22 protein-coding genes, 1 tRNA gene and 1 pseudogene are annotated in these 26602 nt (G+C 63.9%); 9 read left to right on the top strand and 15 right to left on the bottom strand.

All coding sequences use genetic code 11. From position 1 onward, the window contains the following. Positions 1 to 212: 212 nt before the first annotated feature. Genes F3J18_RS15545 through F3J18_RS15535 form a run of 3 tightly spaced genes read right to left on the bottom strand, consistent with a single transcriptional unit; the run spans position 213 to position 2628 of the window. Positions 213 to 1229: a substrate-binding domain-containing protein gene (locus F3J18_RS15545; RefSeq protein WP_166913264.1), complete on the bottom strand. Its 1017-nt coding sequence runs from the start codon at positions 1227 to 1229 to the stop codon at positions 213 to 215. Between the two features lie 24 nt (positions 1230 to 1253). Next, positions 1254 to 1817, bottom strand: a complete 564-nt coding sequence (locus F3J18_RS15540) for a DsrE family protein (protein WP_166913263.1) — start codon at positions 1815 to 1817, stop codon at positions 1254 to 1256. Between the two features lie 40 nt (positions 1818 to 1857). Then, the gene (locus tag F3J18_RS15535) at positions 1858 to 2628 is read right to left on the bottom strand and encodes a ferredoxin--NADP reductase (RefSeq protein WP_025101823.1); all 771 of its coding nucleotides are present in this window, start codon (positions 2626 to 2628) and stop codon (positions 1858 to 1860) included. Between the two features lie 265 nt (positions 2629 to 2893). On the opposite strand from F3J18_RS15535, the gene F3J18_RS15530 reads away from it, so the two are divergent. Next, positions 2894 to 3985: a TQO small subunit DoxD gene (locus tag F3J18_RS15530; protein WP_025101824.1), complete on the top strand. Its 1092-nt coding sequence runs from the start codon at positions 2894 to 2896 to the stop codon at positions 3983 to 3985. A 143-nt stretch (positions 3986 to 4128) separates the two neighbouring features. Further along, positions 4129 to 4719: a hypothetical protein gene (locus F3J18_RS15525; RefSeq protein WP_166913262.1), complete on the top strand. Its 591-nt coding sequence runs from the start codon at positions 4129 to 4131 to the stop codon at positions 4717 to 4719. Between the two features lie 3 nt (positions 4720 to 4722). On the opposite strand, the gene F3J18_RS38165 is transcribed toward F3J18_RS15525, so the two are convergent. Both F3J18_RS38165 and F3J18_RS15520 read right to left on the bottom strand, forming a co-directional pair. Beyond that, complete coding sequence (locus F3J18_RS38165; RefSeq protein WP_345891820.1) at positions 4723 to 4827, bottom strand: integrase core domain-containing protein; 105 nt, start codon at positions 4825 to 4827, stop codon at positions 4723 to 4725. A gap of 55 nt (positions 4828 to 4882) precedes the next feature. Continuing rightward, positions 4883 to 5260: pseudogene (locus tag F3J18_RS15520) on the bottom strand (transposase); the annotation flags it as partial. A 230-nt stretch (positions 5261 to 5490) separates the two neighbouring features. Here F3J18_RS15520 and F3J18_RS15515 point away from each other — a divergent pair. Further along, entirely contained in the window at positions 5491 to 6834 is a 1344-nt protein-coding gene (locus tag F3J18_RS15515; protein WP_166913261.1) for a hypothetical protein, read from the top strand. Positions 6835 to 7274: 440 nt separating this feature from the next. Here the strand turns inward: F3J18_RS15515 and F3J18_RS15510 are convergent. The 6 genes from F3J18_RS15510 to F3J18_RS15485 all read right to left on the bottom strand — a co-directional run bounded on the left by F3J18_RS15510 (position 7275) and on the right by F3J18_RS15485 (position 14192). Beyond that, a tRNA-Ile gene (locus F3J18_RS15510) sits at positions 7275 to 7350 on the bottom strand. 139 nt (positions 7351 to 7489) lie between these two features. After that, on the bottom strand, positions 7490 to 9907 hold the full coding sequence (gene rpoD / locus F3J18_RS15505) for an RNA polymerase sigma factor RpoD (RefSeq protein WP_080742206.1): 2418 nt from the start codon (positions 9905 to 9907) through the stop codon (positions 7490 to 7492). A 96-nt stretch (positions 9908 to 10003) separates the two neighbouring features. After that, positions 10004 to 11884, bottom strand: a complete 1881-nt coding sequence (gene dnaG, locus F3J18_RS15500; protein ID WP_166913260.1) for a DNA primase — start codon at positions 11882 to 11884, stop codon at positions 10004 to 10006. Between the two features lie 52 nt (positions 11885 to 11936). Beyond that, positions 11937 to 12383: a GatB/YqeY domain-containing protein gene (locus F3J18_RS15495; RefSeq protein ID WP_025101832.1), complete on the bottom strand. Its 447-nt coding sequence runs from the start codon at positions 12381 to 12383 to the stop codon at positions 11937 to 11939. 188 nt (positions 12384 to 12571) lie between these two features. Beyond that, positions 12572 to 12784: a 30S ribosomal protein S21 gene (rpsU, locus tag F3J18_RS15490; RefSeq protein ID WP_006479415.1), complete on the bottom strand. Its 213-nt coding sequence runs from the start codon at positions 12782 to 12784 to the stop codon at positions 12572 to 12574. Between the two features lie 79 nt (positions 12785 to 12863). After that, positions 12864 to 14192: an NAD(P)/FAD-dependent oxidoreductase gene (locus F3J18_RS15485; protein WP_275691117.1), complete on the bottom strand. Its 1329-nt coding sequence runs from the start codon at positions 14190 to 14192 to the stop codon at positions 12864 to 12866. On the opposite strand from F3J18_RS15485, the gene tsaD reads away from it, so the two are divergent. The 4 genes from tsaD (at position 14191) to F3J18_RS15465 (ending at position 19989) form a co-directional block, all read left to right on the top strand. After that, positions 14191 to 15231 carry a tRNA (adenosine(37)-N6)-threonylcarbamoyltransferase complex transferase subunit TsaD gene (tsaD, locus tag F3J18_RS15480; RefSeq protein WP_025101834.1) on the top strand — a complete coding sequence of 347 codons (1041 nt, stop codon included), beginning with the start codon at positions 14191 to 14193 and terminating at the stop codon, positions 15229 to 15231. The genes F3J18_RS15485 and tsaD overlap by 2 nt on opposite strands. Before the next feature lie 195 nt (positions 15232 to 15426). Further along, a complete protein-coding gene (locus tag F3J18_RS15475; RefSeq protein WP_166913258.1) occupies positions 15427 to 16284 on the top strand; it encodes a DUF4123 domain-containing protein in 858 nt (285 codons plus the stop codon). Between the two features lie 43 nt (positions 16285 to 16327). Continuing rightward, positions 16328 to 18895, top strand: a complete 2568-nt coding sequence (locus tag F3J18_RS15470) for a T6SS effector BTH_I2691 family protein (protein WP_166913257.1) — start codon at positions 16328 to 16330, stop codon at positions 18893 to 18895. A gap of 2 nt (positions 18896 to 18897) precedes the next feature. Beyond that, positions 18898 to 19989, top strand: a complete 1092-nt coding sequence (locus F3J18_RS15465; RefSeq protein ID WP_166913256.1) for a DUF6708 domain-containing protein — start codon at positions 18898 to 18900, stop codon at positions 19987 to 19989. A 124-nt stretch (positions 19990 to 20113) separates the two neighbouring features. On the opposite strand, the gene folE2 is transcribed toward F3J18_RS15465, so the two are convergent. The 4 genes from folE2 to F3J18_RS15445 all read right to left on the bottom strand — a co-directional run bounded on the left by folE2 (position 20114) and on the right by F3J18_RS15445 (position 24249). Continuing rightward, the gene (gene folE2 / locus F3J18_RS15460; RefSeq protein WP_166913255.1) at positions 20114 to 20920 is read right to left on the bottom strand and encodes a GTP cyclohydrolase FolE2; all 807 of its coding nucleotides are present in this window, start codon (positions 20918 to 20920) and stop codon (positions 20114 to 20116) included. Positions 20921 to 21083: 163 nt separating this feature from the next. Then, entirely contained in the window at positions 21084 to 22988 is a 1905-nt protein-coding gene (gene dxs / locus F3J18_RS15455) for a 1-deoxy-D-xylulose-5-phosphate synthase (protein ID WP_166913254.1), read from the bottom strand. Between the two features lie 86 nt (positions 22989 to 23074). Beyond that, positions 23075 to 23959 (bottom strand): farnesyl diphosphate synthase, encoded by an 885-nt coding sequence (locus F3J18_RS15450; RefSeq protein ID WP_166913253.1) that lies wholly within the window; start codon positions 23957 to 23959, stop codon positions 23075 to 23077. Next, a complete protein-coding gene (locus F3J18_RS15445; RefSeq protein WP_025100639.1) occupies positions 23956 to 24249 on the bottom strand; it encodes an exodeoxyribonuclease VII small subunit in 294 nt (97 codons plus the stop codon). Before F3J18_RS15445 ends, F3J18_RS15450 begins: the two co-directional genes overlap by 4 nt. Positions 24250 to 24517: 268 nt before the next feature. Between F3J18_RS15445 and F3J18_RS15440 the strand changes: the two genes are divergently transcribed. Next, positions 24518 to 25624 carry an aromatic ring-hydroxylating dioxygenase subunit alpha gene (locus F3J18_RS15440; RefSeq protein ID WP_025100638.1) on the top strand — a complete coding sequence of 369 codons (1107 nt, stop codon included), beginning with the start codon at positions 24518 to 24520 and terminating at the stop codon, positions 25622 to 25624. 103 nt (positions 25625 to 25727) lie between these two features. Then, positions 25728 to 26597, top strand: coding sequence for a sulfurtransferase (locus tag F3J18_RS15435; RefSeq protein ID WP_166913252.1), 870 nt, complete (start codon positions 25728 to 25730; stop codon positions 26595 to 26597). The last annotated feature ends 5 nt before the right edge of the window (positions 26598 to 26602 follow it).

Genomic DNA, 26602 nt, shown 5'->3' with positions numbered 1-26602 from the left:
TCTGCAGGCGCAGCGGGCGGAACTCTTCTTCGCTCAATTCGCCCGACAGCCGGCGACGCACCTGGTCGCGGTACTGCGCGACGCGTTCGTCGACGATCGTCTGGTCGTACTGGTCGTACTGATACATGCCTGGCTCCATAGGCGGTCGCCCCAAAAAATGGGCGATCCCGCCTGGTTGCGGACTCAACCAAAGTGATGTGCCATACCGGCGCTCAACTCGCCCCGCCCATGTAGGGTTTGAATCCGTAACGTTCGAAGATGGCCAGCGCCTGCGGCGATCGAATGAAATCGAGCCAGCGCCGGGCTGCTTGCGGATGCGGCGCGTGCGCGGCCATGCCCGCCGCGTAGACGGCGGTGGTGTTGTCGGCCGCGGGTATGTCGACGTGGCTGATCGGATGGCCAACCTGCTCCTGGAACACCGCTTCGGACTGCCAGGTCACGCCGGCCCGCACCTTGCCCTGCATGATCCAAAGCGGCGTCTGGCGATGATGGATATGCGTCAGCAACGTCGTGCCGTCGGTCACCTTGGCGTCATACACCTCGCGCACCAGTGCATCGCCACCGACCTTCGCGAGCGAGGCTTTCACCTGTCGCGCGATTCCCTCGAATGCCGGATTCGGCATGGCCAGCATCAGTTTGCTCCGGCCGAGGTCGGCGAGCCCGTCGATATGGTCGGGATTGCCACTGGGCACCATGATCGTCAGCGTGTTGGTGACGTAAGGCACGGCGGGCGCCACCAGGCTTCCTGCGTCGATTTGCTTTTGAACGGCTTTCAGGCCGGCCAGGTAGACGTCGGGTTTCACCGTCCAGGTCATGTTGCCCACCGTCACGGTACCGCCCGCCTCCATCTGCCGAACCAGCAGCCCCGGAGGCAGCGTCTCCCAGTAGACATGCCCGCGATACTGCGGATAGCTGCGCTCGAATGCCTGTACCAAGGGCGCCATCGCGAAGAAATAATTGCCGCCCACGTAGAGCGACAACTGCGCAGCGAGCGGATCGCCGTGGAAGTCGGCGAGATTGTCCGCGTCCGGCTCGGTGAAGGAAAGGCCCCGGCGTGCCATGTCGATATCGTCGTTCGCCCCGTGTTGCCACGGCGGCGACACGCTGAACGACGCGGCGACGGGACTTGCCGGCTCGTCTTCGGCCGATGCATGTGCCGGTACCATCGCCAGCGTACCGAGAGCGCCTGCCAGGCAGGCGGCCAGAATCTTGCCAATACGTATCATCATGCTTGGGTTCCGTGGGATCGAGTATCAGAGCGGCATGAGGGCATAACCCTCGGTTTCCAGGGTGGTGACGGTCGTCAGCCCGGACAAGGCGAGCGTCACGTCCGTGGCGATCCAGCCGTAGGCATAGTGATGTTCGGCCACCGCCTGCCCGCAGACAGCGACCGTCACGCCGGCTCGCTTCAGCAATGCGATCAACGGCAGGTTCGGGTTCGCCATGCCATAGGCCTCGCGATAATGCGCATCGTCAAGCATGCTCGGCGTGGCCGCGCCATAAGCGACGGCGACGAACTTCAGGTGCGAGAGCGGCACCCCCGCCGCCGCATAGAGGTTCACCGTGCGCGCCACATGGTCGAGTGCCGGGTTCACCTTGTCGGGCGACGGGGTGCCCTGGGTGAGCGCGAACACGATGCGATACGAATGCTTCGGGTCGGGCCTGAACGCCGCATCGGGCAAGTCGTGGATCGGGCCGTAGCCGGCAATCGCGGGCGTCGTCCAGAAGCCCGGCGCTTGGTCCGGTTGTTGCGCGAGCGCGGCCGACCCGAGGCTGGCGGCCAGAACCGCCACGGCGACTGCATGGATGATCTTCATGTCGATTTTCTCCAGGGGAAAGATGGGAGTGACCACACCCTCACGAGACAAAGGCGCGCTCGACTACAAAATGACCGGGCGAGGACTGGCTGCCCTCCTCGAGCCCGCGCTCTTCCAACAGCATCCGGGTGTCCTTGAGCATCTGCGCGCTACCGCACAACATGAGGCGATCATGTCCGGATGAAAACGGCGCGAAGCCCAGATCGCTGAAAATGCGGCCCGATGCGATCAGCTCGGTGATGCGTCCGCGATTCTGAAATGCTTCGCGTGTGACGCTCGGGTAATAGACGAGTTTTTCGCGAACCAGCTCGCCCAGGCATTCGTGGTTCGGCAGCGCTTGCGTGATGGTGTCGCGATACGCGAGTTCGCAAGCATGGCGGCAGGTGTGCGTGAGCACGATCCGATCGAAGCGTTCGTACACGGAAGGATCGCGAATCACGCTCAGGAACGGCGCGAGTCCGGTGCCGGTCGACAGCATCCACAGGTTCCTGCCAGGCAGCAGGTTATCGACAATCAGGGTTCCGCTCGGTCGTTTGCCGATCAAGACCGGATCGCCCTCGCGAAGGTGTTGCAGCCGCGAGGTCAATGGACCGTCCGGCACCTTGATGCTGAAGAACTCGAGATCTTCCTGGTAGTTTGCGCTGGCGATGCTGTAGGCACGCATCAATGGCCGCCCGTCCACCTCGAGGCCGACCATCGTGAACTGGCCGTTTTCGAACCTGAATGATGGACTGCGCGTGCAGGTGAAGCTGAAGAGCGTATCGGTCCAGTGGCGGATGGAAAGGACCGTTTGCGTTTCATGTTGGCTCATGTCGATTGCAAGGAAGTGCCGGGTGCCTTGCAGTGTACGGAGCGCCAGACGCCGGGAAAAATACCAGCTTGGCATCGCTGCCATGACTTGAACACATGGCCTGACGAGCGGAGCGCATCCGATAAGGAAAAGGCATTGCTCGAATGCCAGCAAGATATTTTTCCTGGCGCGCAACGATCGATACGCTGCGTGTATCCCTTCGTCCGCAGCCGCCTGCCCGGCATCGCGCGATCGGACCCGTTCCCTTCATCTCACCAACACAGCGATGACTCCATCAACCTTCCCCTCCTCCCAATACCAGCCGCAAGCGCCGGACGCAAGCGCGAGCCGGACCGCCGTCCGGGCAAGTGCCCTGTCGATGATCGCGGTGCGCGTGATCCAGGGCTTCATCTATTGGGGCGGCGGTTCCCGACGCTTCATCTACGCGCCGAGCAAGCTCAATCCCAACGCGACGCACTGGATGGCAAACAAGTTCCAGACGGCACTGCCCGGCGCGCTGCTCGGCATGGACCACGTGATCAGCTACATGCTCCATCACTTCGTGGTCCTGTATGCCGGCGTGATCGTGTTCAGCGCGGCCGAACTGATCGTCGGGCTGATGTTGATGGCCGGACTCTACACGCGCGCGGCAGCGCTGGCTTCGATGGGATTCTCGGTGATGCTGATGCTGATGTTTGGCTGGCAGGGCGCCACCTGCATCGATGAATGGACCATGGCCGCCTGCAATCTCGCCATGGGGGCGACGCTGTTCCTCGGCGGCGGCGGAGCCTACACGCTGGACAACGTGTTGTTGCGCAAACGGCCGTCACGCGCGCAAAGCGCACTGTTCCGCTGGGCCTCGGGTGCCCTGCCCTTGCCGCTCGGCGAACACGGCATGCGCAAGCTCGCGCTGGCCGTCCTGGCGGTGGTGGTAGTGTTCGACGTGAGTACCTACAGCTACTATCGTGGCTCCGTGGTGACGCCTTTTCACAGCGGCCCGGTCAGCCCGACCGCGCATCATGTCACGCTGAGCCAGGTCTCGCTGACGCCGGGCGGATTGCGATTCCACGCCACGCTCGATGCCGGCACGCCGGAGGCGCCGGTGCATATCGTGCAAGCCGTGGTGCTCGACGCGAACGGCCAGGCGCTGGTTCGATGGGATGCGGATCAACTCTCGCACGTGCCCAAATCGGCCTTCACCAACGATTACGCCTACAACCAGTTCGGCCCCGGCCCGTTCGGACTGCGTGCCCCGATGGGCGCCGCGGCATTCGTCACACTGGCACTTCCAGACGGACATGCCGCCGATCTCGCGAAGGCAGCCAGGCTGCGCCTGATCGATGTCGACGGGCGCAAGTTCGAGAGCGCGATCGGCTGACGGAATGCATCCGGCAACCATCGATGCGGAAACGAGATGGGCACCGGCCAGGGGAGGTTCACCTGCCGCCGGTGCACATTCGGGTCCGCGCCCGCGCACCGACATGGAATAAACGCGCCTCGCCCGACGTCAAGCAATTCACCTTGATCGACATCCAGAGGAACGAAATGACTTCTTCCCTACCTCACCAGAACGGGACCGCCGCATCAGGAATCGGCGCGCAACTGAGCGTCGGCCTGCGCGCCGGCATTCCTGCGATTCTCCTGAATACGGCCCTGCTCGGCGCCGCGGATGCAGTCGGCATCGTCACCGCGCGCGGCGGATTGCTCAAGCTCCTGCTCACGCTCGCGGGCCATGAACATACGCCGGGAATCGCCGGCACCTGGATTTTCCAACAGTTGTTCCACGTGGCTGTCGGGATCGCGATGATCATCGCCTACGGACTACTGTTGGGCTCCTGGCGCGCCCCAGCACTCCTCAAGGGTGTGCTCGCCGCGGCGATCGTCTGGCTGCTCAACGCCGGCATGGTACTGCCCATGCTCGGCGAAGGCTTCGCGGGCTCCCGCGTGCTGACGGCCGGTGGCCTCGCGGCCTTCGCGGTGGCGCACACGCTGTTCTTCGTGGTCGGCGCCGTGCTCCATGAAAGATGGAAAGGACGGACCGGCGAAATCGAACACCGAAGTGGCGTCGACAAGCCAGGTAATCCCCCCGCTTTTAACGCGAGTCAGAAGTAGAGACTATGCTGCGGCCATGAGTTGCTGTTTCGGTGTCATGCCGCCAAGGCCCATGTCAGGGCGCTCGTGATTGTATTGCCACATCCATTCGCTCGCGAAATGCTGCACGTGCGCCCGGTCTTCCCAGTAGTACGGCGACAGCCATTCATAGCGCACTGTCCTGGCGCTCGTAGCGGTAGCACGTCTGGCTTACGCCAAATGCCTCGCATGCGAGCCGGATCGACACGCCCCGGCTCGCCACTGCTTCTCTGGCCATCTCGCGGCGGGTAGATGGCTTCAGTCTTTTTTGCCAGCGCCTGCGCGACGATCTCCGCCTTGATCTTCTCTCCGACGTACATCTTGCGCAGTCGCGCGTTCTCCGCTTCCAGCTCCTTCATCCGCGCCATCAGCGACACGTCCATCCCTCGGTACTTGCTGCGCCAGTTGCAGAACGTCGCCGTGCTGACGCCCAGCTCCCGGCAGATCTCGGCACCGCCACGCCAGCCTCCGCTCGCTTGAGCGCATCCATGACCTGGCTATCCGTGAACTTCGACTCCTTCATTGCCTAGAACTCCCTTTGCTGGAAATTCTCTCCTGATCCCACCTACTGGACGGGAGGATTACTGGCTCGGCACTGGCTTGCCAGACACATTCACGCATGCCACATAGCTGGCCCGGCAAACGGTGCGCCAATACCGAAAATCTTGCACGACCATGGAATAGCGCAGCATATCCGCGCGTTCTGTCAGGATCCGCTACGCGTCGTTCATGCCATCCACTGGGAGATTGATATTGCCACTTGCCGACATCATTACCCAAGCTCGCAAGCAGCAGACACTCGGCCAAGCGTTGAGCTTGAACTCCGGGACAAAATTGCAGAGACGCGCCTCCATCAGCCTGTCCAATCCCGTGACCAGCCCAGAGCCATTGGCCATGTCGCGGATGCCCTTGTCCAGCATCCTGGCCGAGTGTGGGGATACCCTCACATTGGGCGAGCAAATGGGGGGCGGCAGTGTCTTGGTCGATTTTCTCGACTTCCTCGATCCCTACGTTGTCGCCCAGCCGACCAAGCGCTTCGCACTGAAGCTGATTCGAGCCGCCGCCACGCTGAGCACGGCTTTTCGCTCATTTCCACAACTCACGCGGACTGTCGTGCTCTATCAGCTCACGCTCAGAGTGCTGGACCCCTACCGTATCAATCAGGCTCGCACCGGCCTCTGCGGTCCCGTCTCGTTGGCAGTGGAACTCGTACGCAGTCGCCCAGATGCGTATGTCCAATTCGCACTCGAGCTGGCGGAAAGTGGCGCCGGTAGAATCGCCGACTATGAGGTCAAACCCGATCCCAGCATCCGCAATTATCGAGTCAAGGTAAATTCGATTCCGCAAGCCGATTTTCTCGTTCTGGCGAGTTTGAGGAACTCCGCCAGAGCGCTCGAGGCCACCACTAACCTCGCGCAGTACGAAGGTACGCGGGAGTCCGATCTGTTCGAGTGGTGCAAGCGATGCGGATACCCGCAAGTGATGATGTACATCACACCACCGCAATTGCCGTTCTGGCCGCCGGGACAGGCGCCGCTCGCGCTCCTGTTGAAGGTTGCCTATGCCGTGATGGTGGTGGCGCCCAAACTCGGCATCTCGGGAGACAAGGGGGTGGCGATGGTGTATCCGCCGGGTAGCGCATCCGGCGTCTATCCGTTCAGGACACGCCTCGAGGCGGCCGAGCGGATCGCGCATCTCCTGGCATGCGGCTACAAGGTGTTTCTCAAATGCAATATCCAATTGGCCGAAGCGGCCGAAACCTACAGCAGGCTGCTGAAAAACGGACGCACGATGCTCGAGGGTCAGCCCGAAGCGAGGCACGCTGAAATCCTGAAGGGTTTTCAAGCCGTAGCCCAAAAAGACGCTACCTCGAAGCTGGGCAATCTGGCCATGCAACCTCACTGGGTGCTGCTCAATCAATTCCTGATCTCGGGCGATCGGGTCAGCATCGAGGTCGTGCACCACGGCGGCGTGCATTCGTTTCTGGGGCTGCCGCTCGATGGCGTGCTCGCCCAGCTTCTGGGCTTTGTCGCGGCTAAGCCGGCATGGGACTCGAGCATGCCGACACCTTCCTTGAGCGCCGAAGCGCCGGCGTGATGGTCGGCGATCGGGCGCCAGCCATCTGGCGAGCATCCGTTGTGTGACCCGAGGTTCGGCGATCGGGTATTGCGGCAGCGCGTCGCCGAGGTGGCGGCTGATGGCCATCATCGCGGTGTGGATGCCGAAGATCGGGCGCTCCCCATCCTGCTCGAAGACGCGCGTTTCCAGATTGGCTGGCCCGAGACTCCTGACGCAGATCAGCTATTCACATGCGGCACGGTTACGCCACGGCGATGCTGATGGCGGGCATGATGCCCGCCTTCTGCGCCAAGCAACTCGGCCATAGCGTCGAGATGTTCCTGACGACCTACTCCAAGTGGATCGATGGAAGCCAGAACGACATCGAGAGGGGAAGGCTGGAAGCGGCCATATCGTCCCCCGATTCCTCCCCGGAAAAGGAAGTTCGGGCTAAGCCGTTGATGCCGTTGAGGAAGTTTTGGTGGGCCCGGCGGGGTTCGAACCCGCGACCAATCGATTATGAGTCGACTGCTCTAACCGCTGAGCTACAGGCCCTGATCTGACGCAGTGGGAAGACTGCATTGACGCGCGCCCCGGCAGACTGCACTCGGGGACGGCATTGTACCGAACAATTGGGGAGAGAAGAACCGCCGCCGACCTTCACGGCCGGCGGCGGCCACATGCTTGATGCCGATCAGTTCCCTTCCAGGAACGACTTCAGCTTGTCCGAACGGCTCGGGTGACGCAGCTTGCGCAGCGCCTTGGCCTCGATCTGGCGGATCCGCTCACGCGTGACGTCGAACTGCTTGCCGACTTCTTCCAGCGTGTGATCGGTGCTCATCTCGATACCGAAACGCATCCGCAGCACCTTGGCCTCGCGCGGCGTCAGCGAATCGAGCACGTCCTTGACGACGTCGCGCATGCTGGCATGCAGCGCGGCATCGGCCGGGGCGACCGTGTTCGAATCCTCGATGAAGTCGCCGAGATGGGAATCGTCGTCGTCGCCGATCGGCGTTTCCATCGAGATCGGTTCCTTCGCGATCTTCATGATCTTGCGGATCTTGTCTTCCGGCATCTCCATCTTCTCGGCCAGGGTTGCCGGATCCGGCTCGAGGCCGGTTTCCTGCAGGATCTGGCGCGAGATCCGGTTCATCTTGTTGATCGTCTCGATCATGTGAACCGGAATCCGGATGGTACGTGCCTGGTCCGCGATCGAACGCGTGATCGCCTGGCGGATCCACCACGTCGCGTAGGTCGAGAACTTGTAGCCGCGACGGTATTCGAACTTGTCCACCGCCTTCATCAGGCCGATGTTGCCTTCCTGGATCAGGTCGAGGAACTGCAGGCCGCGGTTGGTGTACTTCTTCGCGATCGAGATCACCAGGCGCAGGTTGGCCTCGGTCATTTCACGCTTGGCCTGGCGCGCCTTCAGTTCGCCCGCCGCCATCTGGCGGTTGGTTTCCTTGAGGTCCTTGAGCGGCAGCACCACGCGCGCCTGCAGATCCAGCAGACGCTGTTGCTGCTCGTGGATCGCCGGCACGTTGCGCTGCAGGATGGCGCTGTACGAATGGCTTTCCGTGGCGATCTTCTCGGCCCAGGCCAAATCCGTTTCGCTACCCGGGAAGCGCGAGATGAATTCCGAACGCGGCATGCCGCACTTGTCGACCACGATGTGCAGGATCTGGCGCTCGACCTGACGCACCTCGTCGACCTGGGCACGCAGCGTGTCGCACAGACGCTCGACGGTACGCGCCGTGAAGCGGATCGACATCAGCTCGTTCTGGATCGTTTCCTGCGCCTTCAGGTAGGACTTCGACTTGTAGCCTTCCTTCTCGAAAGCGCGACGCATCTTGTCGAACCATTCGCTGATCAGGGCGAACTTCTCGAGCGAGGTGCGCTTGAGCGCTTCGAGCTGGGCGGCGTTGGCGGTGGCCTGCGCGGCACCGTCGTCGTCCTCTTCCTCTTCGTCCTCGCCGGCTTCCTCCTCGTCCTCGTCCGCCTGCTCGGCTTCTTCCGCTTCCTTCGCGTTGAAACCGTCGGCGTCCTCGGCGTTCGGATCGTTCAGGCCGTCGACCAGCTCGTCGATGCGGATTTCGTCGTTCGCGACGCGCTCGGCCATCGCCAGGATGTCGGCGATCGTGGTCGGGCATGCCGAGATGGCCATCACCATGTGGCGCAGGCCGTCCTCGATGCGCTTCGCGATCTCGATTTCGCCTTCACGCGTGAGCAGCTCCACCGTGCCCATCTCGCGCATGTACATGCGGACCGGATCGGTGGTGCGGCCGAATTCGGAATCGACCGTCGACAGCGCGACTTCGGCTTCCTCCTCGACCTCGTCGTCCGACGACGCGGCGGGCGCGTTGTCGTTCAACAGCAGCGTCTCGGCGTCCGGCGCCTGCTCGTAGACCGCCACGCCCATGTCGTTGAACGTGCCGATGATGCCTTCGAGCGCTTCCGTTTCCGTGAAGTTGTCGGGCAGGTGATCGTTGATTTCCGCGTACGTCAGGAAGCCGCGATCCTTGCCCAGCTTGATGAGCGCGCGCAGCTTGACGCGCCGCTCCTCGAGCTCCTCGGCCGTGCCGGGCTGGCTCGTCGCGAACGCTTCCTTCAGCAGCAGCTTTTCCTTCGCGCGACGATCCCGCGCCTTGGTTTTTTCCTTGCCCGCTGCAGCGGCGGGCTGCTCGTCGCTCTGGGTTGCGTCGTCATCGACGGATACTTCGTTCAGCTTTTTCGTCATGGAGTTCGCCGTACCGGCTAAATCGACTCGCGGCTGCTGGACAACAGCCTCTTGAACCGTGGATGCTTGAGTAGTGCGTACTGCCGTTTCGTCCGCGGCGGCAGCCGCTGCCCTTGCGCTATTCGCACTTGCCCGCTTCGCCGACGGCTTGGCCGCCGTACGCGATTCGGACTTCGCGACGGCCCGTGATGCGCGAACCGTCGGTGCCGGCGCAGCCTTGGCGGTGCCGGCAGCAGTGCGTTTCCTGCCAACTGGCGACGCGCCGGACAACGACTTCGCGGAAGATGAAGATGCAGTGCTGGCCTTCGTGACCTTGCCGGTCGGCTCGTCGGAGCCCTTGCCTACTGATCTTTTCCCGCCTGTCGTCTTTGCCATTGCGAATCTCGCCTTTGTGCTTAGAAAACAAACCGCTGAAAACCTTGTATTATAGCACGTTGGGGTAAGCCTCTCGCCTACCCCGTTGTTCCGCGTTTACAGTCCCAGTTTTGCCTTCATGTCCGTGCGCGCCCGATTGAGCGCCATCAGCTCGGTCAATTCCTCTGGAGAATGCGTCGACTGGCGCGACAACTGGTTCAGCCGGTCGTTGCAGGCGTCGTAGCGCATCTTCAGCACGGCGGCCTTCAGTTCCTCCCCCGCGATCCGTTCGCGCTCGCGCACGGCCTCCTGGCCGGCCTCGTCCTCGGGGCTTTGCAGCAGCAGCTCCCGGACGTTTTCATCATAGTCGAGAATTTCGCGGAAGATTTCGTCGTAGGTTTCGGCGTTCGTCGTATTGCGGAGAACGTCGGACAACAGCCGGAATTCGGCCGCATCGCCCAGCTCCCGCGACATCGCCAGCACCTCGTCGAATAGCTCCCCATTTCTCGGCAGGCCACGCAGGGTCGCAACATCATCCTCGTCGAGCACGGTCACGATGCGCGGGTACATCACCAGGTTGCGCAGCGTGCGCTTCTCGTGGTCGGTCACGCGGCGCCGGTCGGCGCGCGCGGGCGCTTGGCGGGCCGGCGCGGCGATCCGCGCGTCGACGTCGCTCAGCCCCGCCACTTCCTCGAACGGAATGTTCAGGCGATCGGCGAACATGTGCATGATCTGCGCGCGCAAGGCATTGGCCGGCAAGGCCTGCAGCAGCGGCTTCGCCTCGAACAGCGCCTTGGCGCGCCCTTCCGGCTGGTCGAGCTCCTTGCCGCCGATCGCCTCGTTGAGCAGGAACTGCGACAACGGCATGGCGCGGCGCACCTGGTCCGAGAACGCCTCGGCGCCAAATTCGCGCACGTAGCTGTCGGGATCGTGCTCGGTCGGCAGGAACAGGAAACGGATCGTGCGATTGTCGGCCGCGTGCGGCAGGCAGGCCTCGAGCGCGCGGCGCGCGGCGCGGCGGCCGGCCGCGTCGCCGTCGAAGCTGAACACCACCGTGTCGGTCTGCCGGAGCAGCTTCTGCACGTGGATCGGCGTGCAGGCCGTGCCGAGCGTGGCCACCGCGTTCGGGAAACCGAGCTGGGCGAGCGCCACCACGTCCATGTAGCCCTCCACCACCAGCGCGTACTTCTGGTCGCGGATCGCGAGGCGCGCCTCGAACAGCCCGTACAGCTCGCTGCCCTTGTTGAACAGCGGCGTCTCGGGCGAGTTGAGGTACTTCGGCTCGCCCGAATCGAGCACGCGGCCGCCGAAGCCGATCACGTTGCCCTTGACGTTGCGGATCGGGAACATGATCCGCTCGCGGAAGCGATCGTAGCGGCGCGCGGTGCCCTGCGCGTCGGTCTTCTCGCTGACGATCACCAGGCCCGCGTCGACCAGCGTGTCGGCGCGGTAGTCCTCGAAGGCCGTCTCGAGGTTCTGCCAGCCATCGGGCGCGTAACCGAGCCCGAAGCGCATCGCGATCTCGCCGGTCAGGCCGCGCTTCTTCAGGTACTGGATCGCATTGGTCGCGCCGCGCAACTGCTTTCGGTAATAGTCGCTGGCCGTCTGCATCACGTCGGTCAGCGCGGTGGTGACCGATTTCGAGGCGGCGGGCAGCGAGCTGCCCTCGCCGCCGTAGCCGCCCCCGCCTCCGCCGCGCATCGAGGGCTCGTGCGGGACGGTCAGGCCGACCGACTGCGCGAGCTCCTGCACGGCCTCGGGGAAGCTGAGCCCGGCATGCTCCATCAGGAAGCCGATCGCGGTGCCGTGGGCGCCGCAGCCGAAGCAGTGATAGAACTGCTTGGTCGGACTGACGGTGAACGACGGGCTCTTCTCGTTGTGGAACGGGCAGAGCCCCATGAAATTGGCGCCGCCCTTCTTGAGCTGGACGAAGCGGCCCACCACGTCGACGATATCGACGCGGTTCAGCAGATCCTGGAGAAAGGAACTCGGAATCACGATACAGGCGTGGACAGGAACCGGCGGACGCCGCAAGGCGCCCGCCCGACGCTCACTTCGACAGGGCGGCCTTGACGCTCGCGGACACGGCCGTCATGTCGGCCTTGCCGGCCAGCTTGGCCTTCAGCACGCCCATCACCTTGCCCATGTCCTGCGGGCCGGCCGCGCCCACCTCGACGATCGCGGTCTGCACCGCGTCGGCCACCTCGGCCTCCGAGAGCTGCGCCGGCATATAGGCAACCAGCACCGCCACTTCCGACTGCTCCTGCGCGACCAGGTCGTCGCGGCCGGCGGCCTGGAACTGGGTGATCGAATCCTTGCGCTGCTTGAGCATCTTGTCGACCACGGCTACCACGCCAGCGTCGTCGATCGTGATGCGCTCGTCCACCTCGCGCTGCTTGATCGCGGCCAGCAACAGGCGGATCGTGGCGAGCCGCGCGCTGTCCTTCGCGCGCATCGCGGCCTTCATGTCTTCGCTGATCTGGTCTTTCAAACTCATTGCTTCACCCGGAGAGAAAAAATACGGAATGCCCGAGCGCCCGGGCATCAACACAAAAACCCGCTTGAGAGCTTGCTCAAGCGGGTTTGCTCGAATTCGGCATCGACAGCCCGCTGCGTGGGACTACCGGCGCGCCGCCTGGCCAAACTGCGGCGCCTGAGATGTGAGGGGTGGGTGACGACCCGCGTTCAGTAGAGCTTTTTCGGCAGCGTCTGGCTGCGGATGCGCTTGTAGTGCCGCTTCACCGCGGCTGCCTTCTTGCGCTTGCGCTCGGCCGTCGGCTTTTCGTAGAACTCGCGGGCGCGAAGTTCGGTCAGCAGACCGTTCTTCTCGATCGTCCGCTTGAAGCGGCGCATCGCGACTTCGAAAGGCTCGTTTTCTTTAACGCGAATGATCGTCATGACCCGTCACTGAAAAAGGGAAACCACGGAAGAAAGGTTTCCGAGTATAGCAGACGCGTTGCACAAACGCACTAGCACGTCAAGCGCCGCGAGCCAGTTCCGCGGCCGCCTGCCCGGCCGCCACGCCCGAGGCCCAGGCCCACTGGAAGTTGTAGCCGCCGAGCCAGCCGGTCACGTCGACCGATTCGCCGATGAAAAATAGTCCCGGAACGCGCGCGCTCATCATCGTCGACGAGGACAGCTCGCGCGTATCGACGCCGCCCTTGGTCACCTCGGCCTTCTTGTAGCCCTCGGTGCCGTCGGGCACCAGGCTCCAGCGCGACAGCGCGCCGCCGACCTGGCGCAGCGTCTTGTCGGGCAGGTCGGCCAGGCGCGCGTCGGCCGCGACGCGCTGGGTATCGAGCCAGGCCTGGGCCAGCCGCGCCGGCACCCATTCCGACAGCAGCGCGCCGATCTGCCGCTTCGAGCCGGACTTGGCGCCCAGCAGCGCCTCGCTCGCGTCCTCGCGCGGCAGCAGGTCGACATGGATCGGCTCGCCCGGCTTCCAGTAGCTCGAGATCTGCAGGATGCCGGGGCCGGACAGGCCGCGATGCGTGAGCAGCAGGTCCTCGACGAATTCCGCACCGTCCTTTTTGCCGCCGGTCGCCACGCGCACCTCCAGCGACAGGCCCGAGAGCGCCGCGAACGGCGCCCAGTCGGCCGAGGCGAACGTCAGCGGCACCAGCGCGGGGCGCGTGTCGATCAGCTTGTGGCCGAACTGCTTGGCCAGCCGGTAGGCGAAATCGGTGGCGCCGATCTTGGGGATCGACAGGCCGCCCGTGGCGACGATCAGCGCGCGCGCGTTGATCGCGCCGGCGCTGGTGTCGAGCGTGAAGCCGGTGTCGTCGGCATGGCGCACCGCCTCGACCGAGACGGGACGCCGCCACGCGATGCGCCCCGCGTCGCATTCGGCGCGCAGCACGTCGATGATGCCCTCGCTGAGCTGGTCGCAGAACAACTGGCCCTTGTGCTTCTCGTGCCAGGTGATGCGGTGGCGCGTGAGCAGCGCCAGGAAGTCGCGCGGCGTGTAGCGCGCCAGCGCCGATCGGCAGAAACGCGGGTTCTGCGACAGGTAGTGCTCCGGCCCCGCGTTGAGATTGGTGAAATTGCAGCGGCCGCCGCCGGAGATGCGGATCTTCTCGGCCAGGCGCGGCGAATGGTCGATCAGCACCACGCGGCGCCCCAGTTGCCCGGCGACGGCCGCGCTCATCATGCCGGCCGCCCCCGCGCCGATCACGGCGATATCGAAATTTTCCATGGCGCGGATTGTAACCGCCCGGCAAGCCGCGCCCGGCGCCGACCGGCCTCTCACTGCTATACTGCCCGGTTGCCAATGCTGATCCGGCTGCCCAGCCGCCCCACCGACCATGCTTGTCCTCGGCATCGAAAGCTCGTGCGACGAAACCGGCCTCGCGCTCTACGACACGCAGCGCGGCCTCGTCTCCCATGCGCTCCACTCGCAGATCGCGATGCACCGCGAATACGGCGGCGTGGTACCCGAACTCGCCTCGCGCGACCATATCCGCCGCGCGCTGCCGCTGCTCGAGCAGGTGTTCGCCGAAGGCGGCGTGACGCGCGAGCAAGTCGACGCGATCGCATTCACGCAAGGGCCCGGCCTCGCGGGCGCGCTGCTGGTCGGCGCGAGCATCGCGAACGCGCTGGCGATGGCCTGGGACAAGCCCACGGTCGGCATCCATCATCTCGAAGGCCACCTGCTCTCGCCGCTACTGGTCGAGGCGCCGCCGCCGTTTCCGTTCGTCGCGCTGCTGGTGTCGGGCGGCCATACGCAGCTGATGCGCGTGACCGACGTCGGCGTCTACGAGACGCTCGGCGAAACGCTCGACGACGCGGCCGGCGAAGCCTTCGACAAGACCGCCAAGCTGATCGGACTCGGCTACCCGGGCGGCCCCGAGGTGTCGAAGCTGGCCGAGCGCGGCACGCCCGGCGCGGTCGCGCTGCCGCGGCCGATGCTGCATTCGGGCGATCTCGATTTCAGCTTCAGCGGCCTGAAGACGGCGGTGCTCACGCAGATGAAGAAGATCGAGGCCGGCGGCGCGACGGGCGAGGCGCTCGAGGCGGCCAAGGCCGACCTGGCGCGCGGTTTCGTCGATGCGGCGGTGGATGTGCTGGTCGCGAAATCGCTGGCGGCGCTGAAGCAGACCCGGCTCAAGCGCCTGGTGGTGGCCGGCGGCGTGGGCGCGAACCGGCAACTGCGCACGGCTTTATCGGCGGCCGCGAAGAAGCGCGGTTTCGAGGTGCATTACCCCGATCTCGCGCTGTGCACCGACAACGGCGCGATGATCGCGCTGGCCGGCGCGCTGCGCCTCGCGCGCTGGCCCGAGCAGGCCAATCGCGACTACGCCTTTACCGTCAAGCCGCGCTGGGACCTGGGTTCGCTGGCGGCTTGAGCCTGGCGGCGCCACTCGGCGCCGATTCCAGCGCGCCGGATGCGCACCGAGCGCGTTATCGCCACTCAAAAAATGGCGGTGAACGAGATCGCATAATCAGATGGATTCTGATTATTCAGATGCCGGCGATTTTGATTCCCTGATAGACCCGAAAACCACCTGATATTTCCATGCCCGATCGATACGATCGGCCGCATGGTTTTCGTCATTCCCCGTGGCTATATTCCCCTCGCACATCAAGTTCACGACGACGCCGTGGTTCTTGCCGAACTTCCGGCGCGAGGGAAATCCATCATCGCCATGCCGCATTCCACGCAAAACTTAAGAGAACTGAAGTTCGATTGTTCCGGCGTCCCGCCTCACGGCTTCCTGTTGATCGATCCCGTCACTCGGATCGATACCCCCGAGCTTTCCGAATTCGACGGACAGCCCTGTGTGCCGCGTGTACTGGCACATCGTGAAGAATGCATGCCGCAGCTGGTCGATATCGCCGCCCTCGACGACCGGGCAAGAACCCTCGCAACCCAATATCTGCTTGCCGAGAGGCATGTCGAACGAGCCCCCGTGCTCTGTGCCTGGCTCGACAGCGAAGCAAGCGGCGATGCGATCAGGGAACACATCGCGAACCACCTCGTCGGCCCCGGTGCCGAAGGCGCGGACGTTTTCTGGCGCTTTTACGATCCTCGCGTGATGAGCCTGGCACTCGCAGTCCTGGATCCCTCGCAACGACAAGCGCTGCTCGGACCGGTGACATCGTGGACGTTTCCGTGGGCGGGACATTACTGGTGCGTCGAGACGAGCGGCAACGGGCGTGCCGCCGTCGATGCATCGTCCGGGTGGCCGCGCCCGGACCAATGGCCTCGTATCGACCGCAGCGATCTTGCCGACCGGATCGTGCGCCGGCGCCTCGCTTTTTCAATCGATCACCTCGCACATCTCCCCAGCACCCTGGATCGGATGTTTTGCGAAGCGGTGCGTCAGGGAATCACGAGTCCCGACGCACTCGTCGATTACGCGCTGCATCGCCTGCGACAAGCGTTCCTTGTTCCCTGATCCAGCATCACGGCGCTCCAGCCGGCTACCGAGGATGCCTTTCATGCCAGCCCGCAAAGCTTGCCCAATGTGTGATCGCCAGTCATTGCTGATCCATCCGGTTCGCTACGCAATCGCGTGCCCGCGCGGCGCGGACAAGGCCCCGCCCTTGTCCGGCAATTTCCGGATCGACGATCGCGCGCCGCAATCCGTCGCCTCCGCCCGATACACCTTGCGTGCATTGCGCGGCGGGTATCTCTATACCTACGACGAGAAGCGCAAGAACCTGCGCGCCTACATGGTGCTCGACAACGGCATCCTCTGGCGCTTCCCTGCCGACACCCAGCCACCGCCCGGCGACACACCAGACCGGTTCATTCGGCAGATATGCCCCACCAGCGACGAGGCCTACGACTCCTATGGTCGATGCGTGGATGTGCTGCATACCCCCGGCAGCGACGAGGCGACCAAGCTCTGGATCGGCTGGTCCAATGTTCGCTGGACTCGGCGGATCGTCTACGACAAGGTGGAAAGCGAAGCGTGGCGCATGCAGCACATGCAGTGCATCGATATTCCGGCCATGCTCGCCGGCGATGCAGCCGACACGGGCGAGTTCCAGGCGTCGCATTGGCAGATCGCGCATTTCGCGATGGACGACCAGGCGATGACCGAGGCTTTCTCGTTCAGCAATCAGCCTGTCCAATACGAGACTCGCATAGGCCGCAGCCATGCGGCCAAACGTATCGGCGACGCAATGGCGGAATCGCCGAACAAGAAAGGTTTCGTGGTCGCGGTCAATGATCCGGTCGGCATCACCAACGATCTCGCGGAATTGACGGTTCCCAGCCTGCACAACGGCTTCGACGAACAGATCTACTGGAAATCCATCTCGGCACAGTTGCTGGAGCGCGCGGAAGCCGGCATACGCGCCAACGCGCGAGCTACGGCCGGCTTGACGTATGGCGTGTCAAAAGCGATCGCGGAGGCCAACGCCGTCAATATGAAGATCGGTCGCCCAGTATCGGCGGATGCAATGGGAGCTTTTCATGTGCTGCGTCGGTGGATCAAGACAGGAAGCCTCGAGAAGGCCGTGAAAGACGAGACGAAGAAAGCGAACGATATTCCCGCAACCCTGGAGGATGCGGCCAACGAAGCTTGGGAGGAGGCTTCGACCAGGGTTGGCGCGGACGGCAAGCGAGTCAGCGTGATCGATTCAGAGGCCCTGAAGCGCTTCCCGCAGGAATATCAACAAGCGCTCGATGCGTTCAGGCCGACATGGGAAACTCTCGTGCAGGCTCACGCCGATTGGTTGAAATCGCTGCTGCTGGCCGAATGGATGGCAGGCAACCATGACGTGAAGGACTTGCGCAGCGGTTATGCCTACAGCGAATCCTGCGCGCAGGCGATCGGCGCCGCCGCAGGTACCGAAGCCTGCAAGAAGGTGCTCGACGACTGGCTGAACGGCCAGGCTTCGGATATCAGGAATCTGTATGCGCGGGCCCTGATGTTCAATCATGAGGCGTTGATGAAGGCAGCGGACGCGCATGTCCATGCTTCGGATATTCCGTACGAAAATTTCCTGAATATCTACAAGCTGGCCTTCGATCAGATCAAGGAACTGGGCAACGCCGCGAACTTGCGTGACAGGCTAGTGGTCACGACAGCCAATCAAGTCGTCAATGTATTGACGAAGGCTGCACACGGTTCCGCAGTGGGTTTCATCACGATCCGCCTGGCGATGCAATCGGGTGTTCGGATCAAGCGATCGGCAGCCAGCAAGCTCGCGATACGCGATTGGACATTGGAGCAGGCCAAAGCGCTGGAAGTGAAGCTGGATGGCGATCGGACCAGTCAGCGGACAGCCGCCACACAGGTCGGCAAGCAGGTTCTGAGGGCGGCGCCCGCGACGGACATGAATATCGTCGCCTACGAGATGGACGTCGATGCGTTGGTGAAGAACGGGAAACTCGAGGCCGGCGCGATCAAGGCGATCAGGGTGCCAGGGGTGGACGCGACGAAGAGATGGCTCGGATCGTCCAAGGATTTCAATCTCGGCATCGTGACGATGATTTTCCAGCTTGTGACGCTGACATTCGCAGCCAAGGAATGGGAAAGCCGTGATCGATTCACTCATGACGAAGCGGAGTTGAAGCTCTCCGGTGCCGTTGTATCGATTCTTGGAACGGTTGTCGAGACGGCTTCGGCAACGATCGCGAAGGCGCCTGCTCATCCGCTGTCGACGTTCATGATGAAGCAGTGGGCGAGAGCAAGTGAATGGGCCGGAGTCGGCATTCGGTTCGGACAAGGACTCAGCGCTATCGGCGGCATATGTTTTGCAACTTACGACGCATTAGACAAAGCGCCCGAGGCATTTACCAACAACAACTCCCAACTGGGATGGTTATATCTCTCGAGCGGAACATTAGGAACATACATCTCCGTCGCACCGCTTTTCAGCCTCCCACTTTTTTGGACGACATTCATCGCATCGATATTACTCAGCATCGCAATCGCGATTTGCAGACAATCAGCAATCGCGGAGTGGATATCGAGAAGCAAGTTCAGCAAGGACAACCACTATCAATCGCTTGACGATGAAATCAAAGCTTTTCATTTCTCAATAGAAGGGTAGCAATGGACGAACTCGCGATGAAAAGCTGTATCGGCAAACCCATACCAGAATGGGACATAACACACCGATTGAGCATTGATCAGCCAGTCGGACCATCCTTGCAGGATTTTGGTGCCACGTTTCGAATAAATTCAAACCACATGGATGCAACTGAACCATCCTTCCTGGACAAACAGTGGTCTATTACTGGAGTTGCCTTGTCCGTCATTGCCACCGGATTGGGCCCATATGCCTATTGGCTTACCAACGTACGCCATCCCTACGCTGGAGGATTAATCGGAAACATGTTTTCCGCCGGCGTTTCCTTGGTGTTTGCAACCATTGCCTGGAAATTCGGCCACGTCCTATTTTTCAGCCTGCGCTACAGGCCAGTTCGATTCCATCGCCAAGATCGCAAAATCTACGCAATCCGCTCCCGACGTTACTTCGCGAAACCCGGCGAAGGCGACATAGTCTGGGAAGCCCCCTGGTCGACCGAATCGATCTTCTGCCTGCATCGGGAGCACACATCGTTCGGCACCATTTTCCACATCCGACACTACACGCTCGACGACAACGGCAACGTCGCACGCGTGTTCTCGATCGGCCGGGAATGGACCGGCTACCCGCAAATCGACATGGCTCTTGCCCAATGGAACTACTGGTGCACCTACATGAACGATGGACCGGAAGATCTACCCAAACCGATGTTGTTCCATACCCAGCAAGAAACGCTACGCGAAGCGTTCCTGTTCTCGCTTTACAGCTTCGGCTTGCGTGCCCCGGTCGTCGTCCGGCTGCTGATGATGCCGCTCATCCTCGTCTTCACGGTCATGCGCGTATTCGCAAACGCAACCTGTCGCGCTCCCATCTGGCCTGAAACGATCGAACGCATCTCGAACATCTCCGCCGACGATCCCCACGCCGAACCCCGCCCCGGCACCCCTGTCGGCTGGGGCGACACCATCCTGGCCCAGCAACGCGGCGAATATCCAGACAATCCCCAAGCCCAGGTCAAAAACTGGAACGGGGAAATGGACGAGCAAAGAAACGCCGCTGCATGGATCGAAAATCCGGCCGCGGCCGCCCGCCGAACCTCACGAGGCAAGCGGTAAAAGACGACCACGGACGACACGCGATCCCCGTGCCCGCGCCGCCCACTCGCCCCAAGGAAAACAAAACCCCTCGTGATGGCAGTCACGAGGGGTTTTGTCCGTCCGCCCAGCCCGACGTCAGCCGTCAGCCGATCCGCTTGTCGCGCTCGATCAACGCATACGCGCTGTGATTGTGAATCGACTCGAAGTTCTCGGCCTCCAGCACATAAGCGACAATCCGCTCGTCGGCATTGAGCCGCTGCGCGACATCACGCACCAGATCCTCGACGAACTTGGGATTCTCATAAGCGCGCTCGGTGACGAACTTCTCGTCGGGACGCTTGAGCAATCCCCACAGCTCGCAGGAGGCCTCTTCCTCGGCAATCCGGATCAACTCCTCGACGGCCACCTCGCCATCGAGCTCGGCGTCGATCGTCACGTGCGAGCGCTGGTTATGCGCGCCGTACTGCGAGATCTTCTTCGAGCACGGGCACAGGCTCGTCACCGGCACCAGCACCTTCAAGAACAGGCGCGTCGCGCCATTGCGCACCTCGCCGGCCAGCGTCACCTCGTAATCGAGCAGGCTCTTCACCCCCGACACCGGCGCAGTCTTGCTGACGAAATACGGAAACGTCACCTCGATACGCCCGGCCACGGCCGCGAGCTTGTCGAGCATCGATGCCAGCAGCCCCCGCAACGCCTCGGGCCCGAGCGGCTCTCGGTTGTCCTCGAGCAGCGCGACGAAGCGCGACATGTGGGTACCCTTCTGCTCGGCCGGCAGATGCACGTCGAGGTTCCACGTGCCGACGCTCGGCTGGATCTCGCCGCTCGCGGTGCGCACCGTGAGCGGATGGCGGACCGCCTTCACGCCGACGCGCTGGATCGGGATCTGCCGCGTATCGACCGTGCTCTGCACGTCGGGCATCGCGAAGCCGGGATTCATCTGGTTCATCTTGTTCGAGTCCTTGTCGTCGCGCGACGCGCCGCTTGCGGCACGCGCGCTTCCGCTCGCAAGCGGGGAGCCGGAAAAGCAACATGGGCCCGCAGGCCCATGTGTTCCGTTCCGGAGATACGGGATGCCCGCCCGCCGAACCGGCCGGGCGGCGCCGCGATCCTCAGGCCACGCGCTTCGCCTGGTCGGCGACGCTGTTGGCCTGGTCGAGGAACCGCTCGCGGATCGACTTCGCGATGCCGGCGGCGTCGAGGCCGCACAGCGACAGCAGCTTGGCCGGGTCGCCGTGATCGATGAAGCGATCGGGCAAGCCCAACTGCAGCACCGGACGGATCACCCCGCCTTCCATCAAGGCTTCCACGCAAGCCGAGCCCGCGCCGCCCTGGATGCAGCCTTCCTCGACCGTGACGAGGTAGTCGTGCGTCTGCGCGAGTTCGTGCACCAGCTCGGCGTCGATCGGCTTCACGAAGCGCATGTTGGCGACCGTGGCGTCGAGCTCCTCGGCGGCAGCCAGCGACGGTGCGACCATCGTGCCGAAGGCCAGGATCGCGACGCGCTTGCCTTCCGGCTGCGCCGAACGGCGGCGCACCTCGCCCTTGCCGACCGGGATCGCCGTCATCGCCTTCACGGTCGGCACGCCGGCACCGGCGCCGCGCGGATAGCGCACGGCCGTCGGGTTCGGCTGCTGGACCGCCGTGTAGAGCATCTGGCGGCATTCGTCCTCGTCCGACGCGGCCATCACCGTCATGTTCGGGATGCAGCGCAGGAAGGCCAGGTCGTAGGCGCCCGCGTGAGTCGCGCCGTCGGCACCGACCAGGCCGGCGCGATCGATCGCGAACACCACCGGCAGGTTCTGCAGCGCCACGTCGTGGATCAGCTGGTCATAGGCGCGCTGCAGGAAGGTCGAGTAGATCGCGACCACCGGCTTGAGGCCTTCGGTCGCCATGCCGCCGGCGAAGGTCACCGCGTGCTGCTCGGCGATGCCGACGTCGTAATAACGATCCTTGAAGCGCTTCTCGAACTCGACCATGCCCGAGCCCTCGCGCATCGCCGGCGTGATGCCGACCACGCGCGCGTCGAGCTCGGCCATGTCGCACAGCCATTCGCCGAACACCTGCGTGTAGGTCTTCTTGGCGGGCGTGGTCGAGGGCTTGATGCCTTCGGCCGGATTGAACTTGCCTGGGCCGTGGTAGAGCACCGGATCGGCCTCGGCGAGCTTGTAGCCCTGGCCTTTCTTGGTAACCACATGCAGGAACTGCGGACCGCGCAACTCCTTGATGTTCTGCAGCGTCGGGATCAGCGAGTCGAGGTCGTGACCGTCGATCGGGCCGATGTAGTTGAAGCCGAATTCCTCGAACAGCGTGGCCGGCACCACCATGCCCTTGGCATGCTCCTCGAGCTTGCGCGCGAGCTCGAGCACCGGCGGCGCGACGCTGAGCACCTTCTCCACGCCGGCGCGGGCGGCCGCGTAGAAGCGGCCCGACATCAGGCGCGCCAGGTGGCGGTTCAACGCGCCGACCGGCGGCGAGATCGACATGTCGTTGTCGTTGAGGATCACCAGCAGCTTGGCATCCTCGGACACGCCGGCGTTGTTCATCGCCTCGAAGGCCATGCCGGCCGTCATCGCGCCGTCGCCGATCACGGCGATCGAGAAGCGGTCGTCGCCGTTCAGCTGGCTGGCGAGCGCCATGCCGAGCGCGGCCGAGATCGAGGTGCTCGAATGGGCGGTGCCGAAGGTGTCGTAGACCGATTCCGAGCGACGCGGGAAACCCGAGATCCCGTCGAACTGGCGCAGCGAGTTCATCTGGTCGCGGCGGCCCGTCAGGATCTTGTGCGGATAGGTCTGGTGACCCACGTCCCACACGATGCGATCGTTCGGCGTATTGAAGACGTAATGCAGCGCAAGCGTCAGTTCGACCGTGCCGAGATTGGACGACAAATGGCCGCCCGTCTTCGACACGCTGTCGAGCACGAACGCGCGCAGCTCGTCGGCGAGCGGTTGCAGTTGGCGACGATCGAGGCGGCGCAAGTCCGCGGGGTCGTCGATGGTTTTCAGCAAGTCGTACATCGTCGTTCCATTGTAGGAAATCAAACGCGCCCGCACTCCTTATGCACGCTTCCTGGCGACCGGAAGCGCGGCGGCGGGCTTTCGCGTCAGCTGACCCGGTTCACCACCAGGTCGGCGAGTTCGGCAAGGCGCTGGGCGCGCGCGCCGAACGGTTGCAGCGCCGCGTGCGCGTCGGCGCGCAGTTGCGCGGCCAGCTCGCGCGAGGCATCGAGGCCGATGATCGACACGTAGGTCGGCTTGTTGGCCGCCGCGTCCTTGCCCGCCGTCTTGCCGAGCGTCGCGGAATCGGTCGTCACGTCGAGAATGTCGTCGACTACCTGGAAAGCCAGGCCGATCGCGTCGGCATAGACGTCGAGCGCGCGCATGGTGTCGTCCGACGGCGTCTCGCCGGCGAGCGCGCCCATGCGCACCGCGGCGCGCAGCAGCGCGCCGGTCTTCTTGCGATGCATCGTCTCGAGCTGCTCGCGCGTGAGCATCAGGCCCACGCTGGCCAGGTCGATCGCCTGGCCGCCGGCCATCCCGACCGAGCCGCTCGCCAGCGCCAGTTCGCGCACCAGCGCGGCCTGCTGGACAGCCGTCAGCGCGGCCGCGTCCGTCAGCGCGACGAAGGCCTGCGATTGCAGCGCGTCGCCGACCAGCAGCGCGGTCGGCTCGTCGTACTGGATGTGGACGGTCGGCTTGCCGCGACGCAGCGCGTCGTCGTCCATGCACGGCATGTCGTCATGCACCAGCGAGTAGACGTGGATCATCTCCAGCGCGGCCGAGGCGGCATCGCGCGCGGCCTCGGTCGCCCCCGTCAGCTCGCCCGCGGCGTGGCACAGCAGCGGGCGCACCCGCTTGCCGCCGCCCATCACCGCGTAGCGCATCGCCTCGTGCAGCTTGCCCGGCACCACCGTCTCGGCCGGCAAGTAGTGGCCCAGCGCATCTTCGACGCGCGCCAGCACTGCGCGCATCCATTGTTCGAATGTCATAGATCGTCGTCTTCGCCGTCCGTGGCGCCCGCTCCGTTGGCGTGCGGCTTCAGCGTGGCCCCGTCGAGCACACGCACCTGCTGCTCCACCTTGTCGAGTTGTTGTTGGCAAAACGCAACAAGAACCGCCCCGCGCCGATAGGCGGCGAGCGAATCCTCGAGGCTCAGTGTCCCGCCCTCCATCCGTGCGACAAGCGTTTCGAGCTCCTCGAGCGCGGTTTCGTAGGAGGCCGGCACCGATTCGGGGCCGGCACCCGACGCCGCAGCGCCCGGAGTTGCGTTTTTCGCCATGGGACGAGGTATCAAATTTAAAAACAAGTCGGACATTCTACGGCAAAAGCGGAATCCAGCACGGCTCGACGTGACCGATCCGCCCCCGCCGGCTTCGCCGCGGCTCCGCCGGCAGGACAAGATGCTGCGGGCCGCGATACGAAATTTGACACAAATCAGGCACTTAACTTACCCCCGGGAAACAGTTCCGGGTATAATCGCCGGTTCCCCTAAATCGATTTTTCGATGGTTGGGTTGTTCACTGCTTTCACGCTTTCCGGGAGTGGGAATGTCCAATCTGAGCGACGCGCTGCAGTTGAAGTCGGCATCCAGCCAGCTTCCAGTCACGGCTTACTTCGATGAGGCGCTGCTCCAGCGCGAAGTCGAAACCCTATTCAAGAAAGGACCTCGCTACGTCGGGCACGAATTGATGGTGCCCGAGGCGGGAGACTATTTTGCCTTGCCTTCCGAGAAGGAAGGCCGCGTGCTCGTGCGCAACCAGGAGTCGCGCATCGAGCTGCTGTCCAACGTCTGCCGCCATCGGCAGGCGATCATGCTGAACGGCCGCGGCCACGCGAACAACATCGTGTGCCCGCTGCACCGCTGGACCTACGATCTCGACGGGCAACTGCTCGGGGCGCCGCATTTCCCCGACAAGCCCTGCCTGAACCTCGGCAAGTCGCCGCTGCAGAACTGGCAGGGGCTGCTGTTCGAGGCCGAGGGCCGCAACGTCGCGCAGGATCTCGCGAACCTCGGCACGCGCCATCACTTCGACTTCTCGGACTATCAGTTCGATCACGTCGAGGTGCACGAGTGCGACTACAACTGGAAGACCTTCATCGAGGTCTACCTCGAGGATTACCACGTCGTCCCGTTCCACCCGGGCCTCGGCAGCTTCGTGTCCTGCGACGATCTCAAATGGGAGTTCGGCGACTGGTACAGCGTGCAGACGGTCGGCGTGCACAACGCGCTCGCCAAGCCGGGCAGCCCGACGTACCAGAAATGGCACGAACAGGTGCTGCGCTTCCGCGATGGCGTGCCGCCCGAGTTCGGCGCGATCTGGATGGTCTACTACCCGGGCCTGATGATCGAGTGGTATCCGCACGTGCTGGTGGTGTCCTGGCTGATTCCGCGCGGGCCGCAGAAGACCACCAACATCGTCGAGTTCTACTACCCCGAGGAGATCGCGCTGTTCGAGCGCGAGTTCGTCGAGGCCGAGCGGGCCGCCTACATGGAAACGGCCGTCGAGGACGACGAGATCGCGATGCGCATGGATGCCGGCCGCCGCGCGCTGATGGAGCGCGGCGAATCGCAGGTCGGGCCGTACCAGAGCCCGATGGAAGACGGCATGCAGCACTTCCACGAATTCCTGCGACGCAAGCTGGGAAGCTTCTGAGGCAGCCGGCAGCGCCGGCATGCCAAACGAAAAAGACGGGCCGTGGCCCGTCTTTTTTTGTTTAGACTGGATGGATCCGGCCGTTTTCCTCGCAGGAGCCATCATGCCCCACACTCACTACACCACCCTCATCTCCGCCGGCAATCTCGCCGAGCGCCTCGCCGCCGCGCCCGACAGCGTCTTCGTGTTCGATTGCCGCTTCGACCTGGCCGATCCCGATTCCGGCTCGCAAGCCTATGCGGCAGGCCACCTGCCCGGCGCCCGCTACCTGCATCTCGATCGCGACCTGTCGGGCCCGAAGACCGGCAGCAACGGCCGTCACCCACTGCCCTCGCGCGACACGCTGGTGGCGACGCTGGCCGCCAAGGGCCTGCGCGCGAACCAGCAGGTGGTTGCCTACGATGCGCAGGGCGGCATGTACGCGGCCCGGCTCTGGTGGCTGCTGCGCTGGCTCGGCCATGATTCCGTCGCCGTGCTCGACGGCGGGCTGCAGGCCTGGCAGGCCGCCGGCCAGCCGCTCACGCAGTCGGCCCCGGCCGACCAGGCCGGCGACTTCCGCGCCCAGCCGCCGCTCGCCACCGTGATCGACGCGGCGGCCGTGGTCGCGAACCTCGCCTCGAAGTCGCGGCTGGTGGTCGATGCGCGCTCGCCCGATCGCTATCGAGGCGAGAACGAAACGCTCGATCCCGTCGGCGGCCACATCCCGGGCGCGGCCAATCGCTTCTTCAAGGACAACCTCAATGCGGAAGGCCGCTTCAAGAGCGGCCATGAACTGCGCGAGGACTGGACCCGCGTGATCGGCGAGCAGCCGGCCAACAACGTGATCCTGCAATGCGGCTCGGGCGTCACGGCCTGCCACAACGCGCTGGCGATGGAGATCGCCGGGCTCCACAACCCGCTGCTGTACGCGGGCTCCTGGAGCGAATGGAGCGCGGACCCGTCGCGGCCGGTCGCGACCGGCCCGAACCCCTGATCCGC

The organism is Burkholderia sp. Ax-1720, from assembly GCF_011753035.1.
In the GTDB taxonomy this organism is placed as follows: domain Bacteria; phylum Pseudomonadota; class Gammaproteobacteria; order Burkholderiales; family Burkholderiaceae; genus Burkholderia; species Burkholderia gladioli.
Note: the sequence above shows the minus strand (reverse complement) of the source record. Positions and strands in the feature narration are given on the sequence as shown.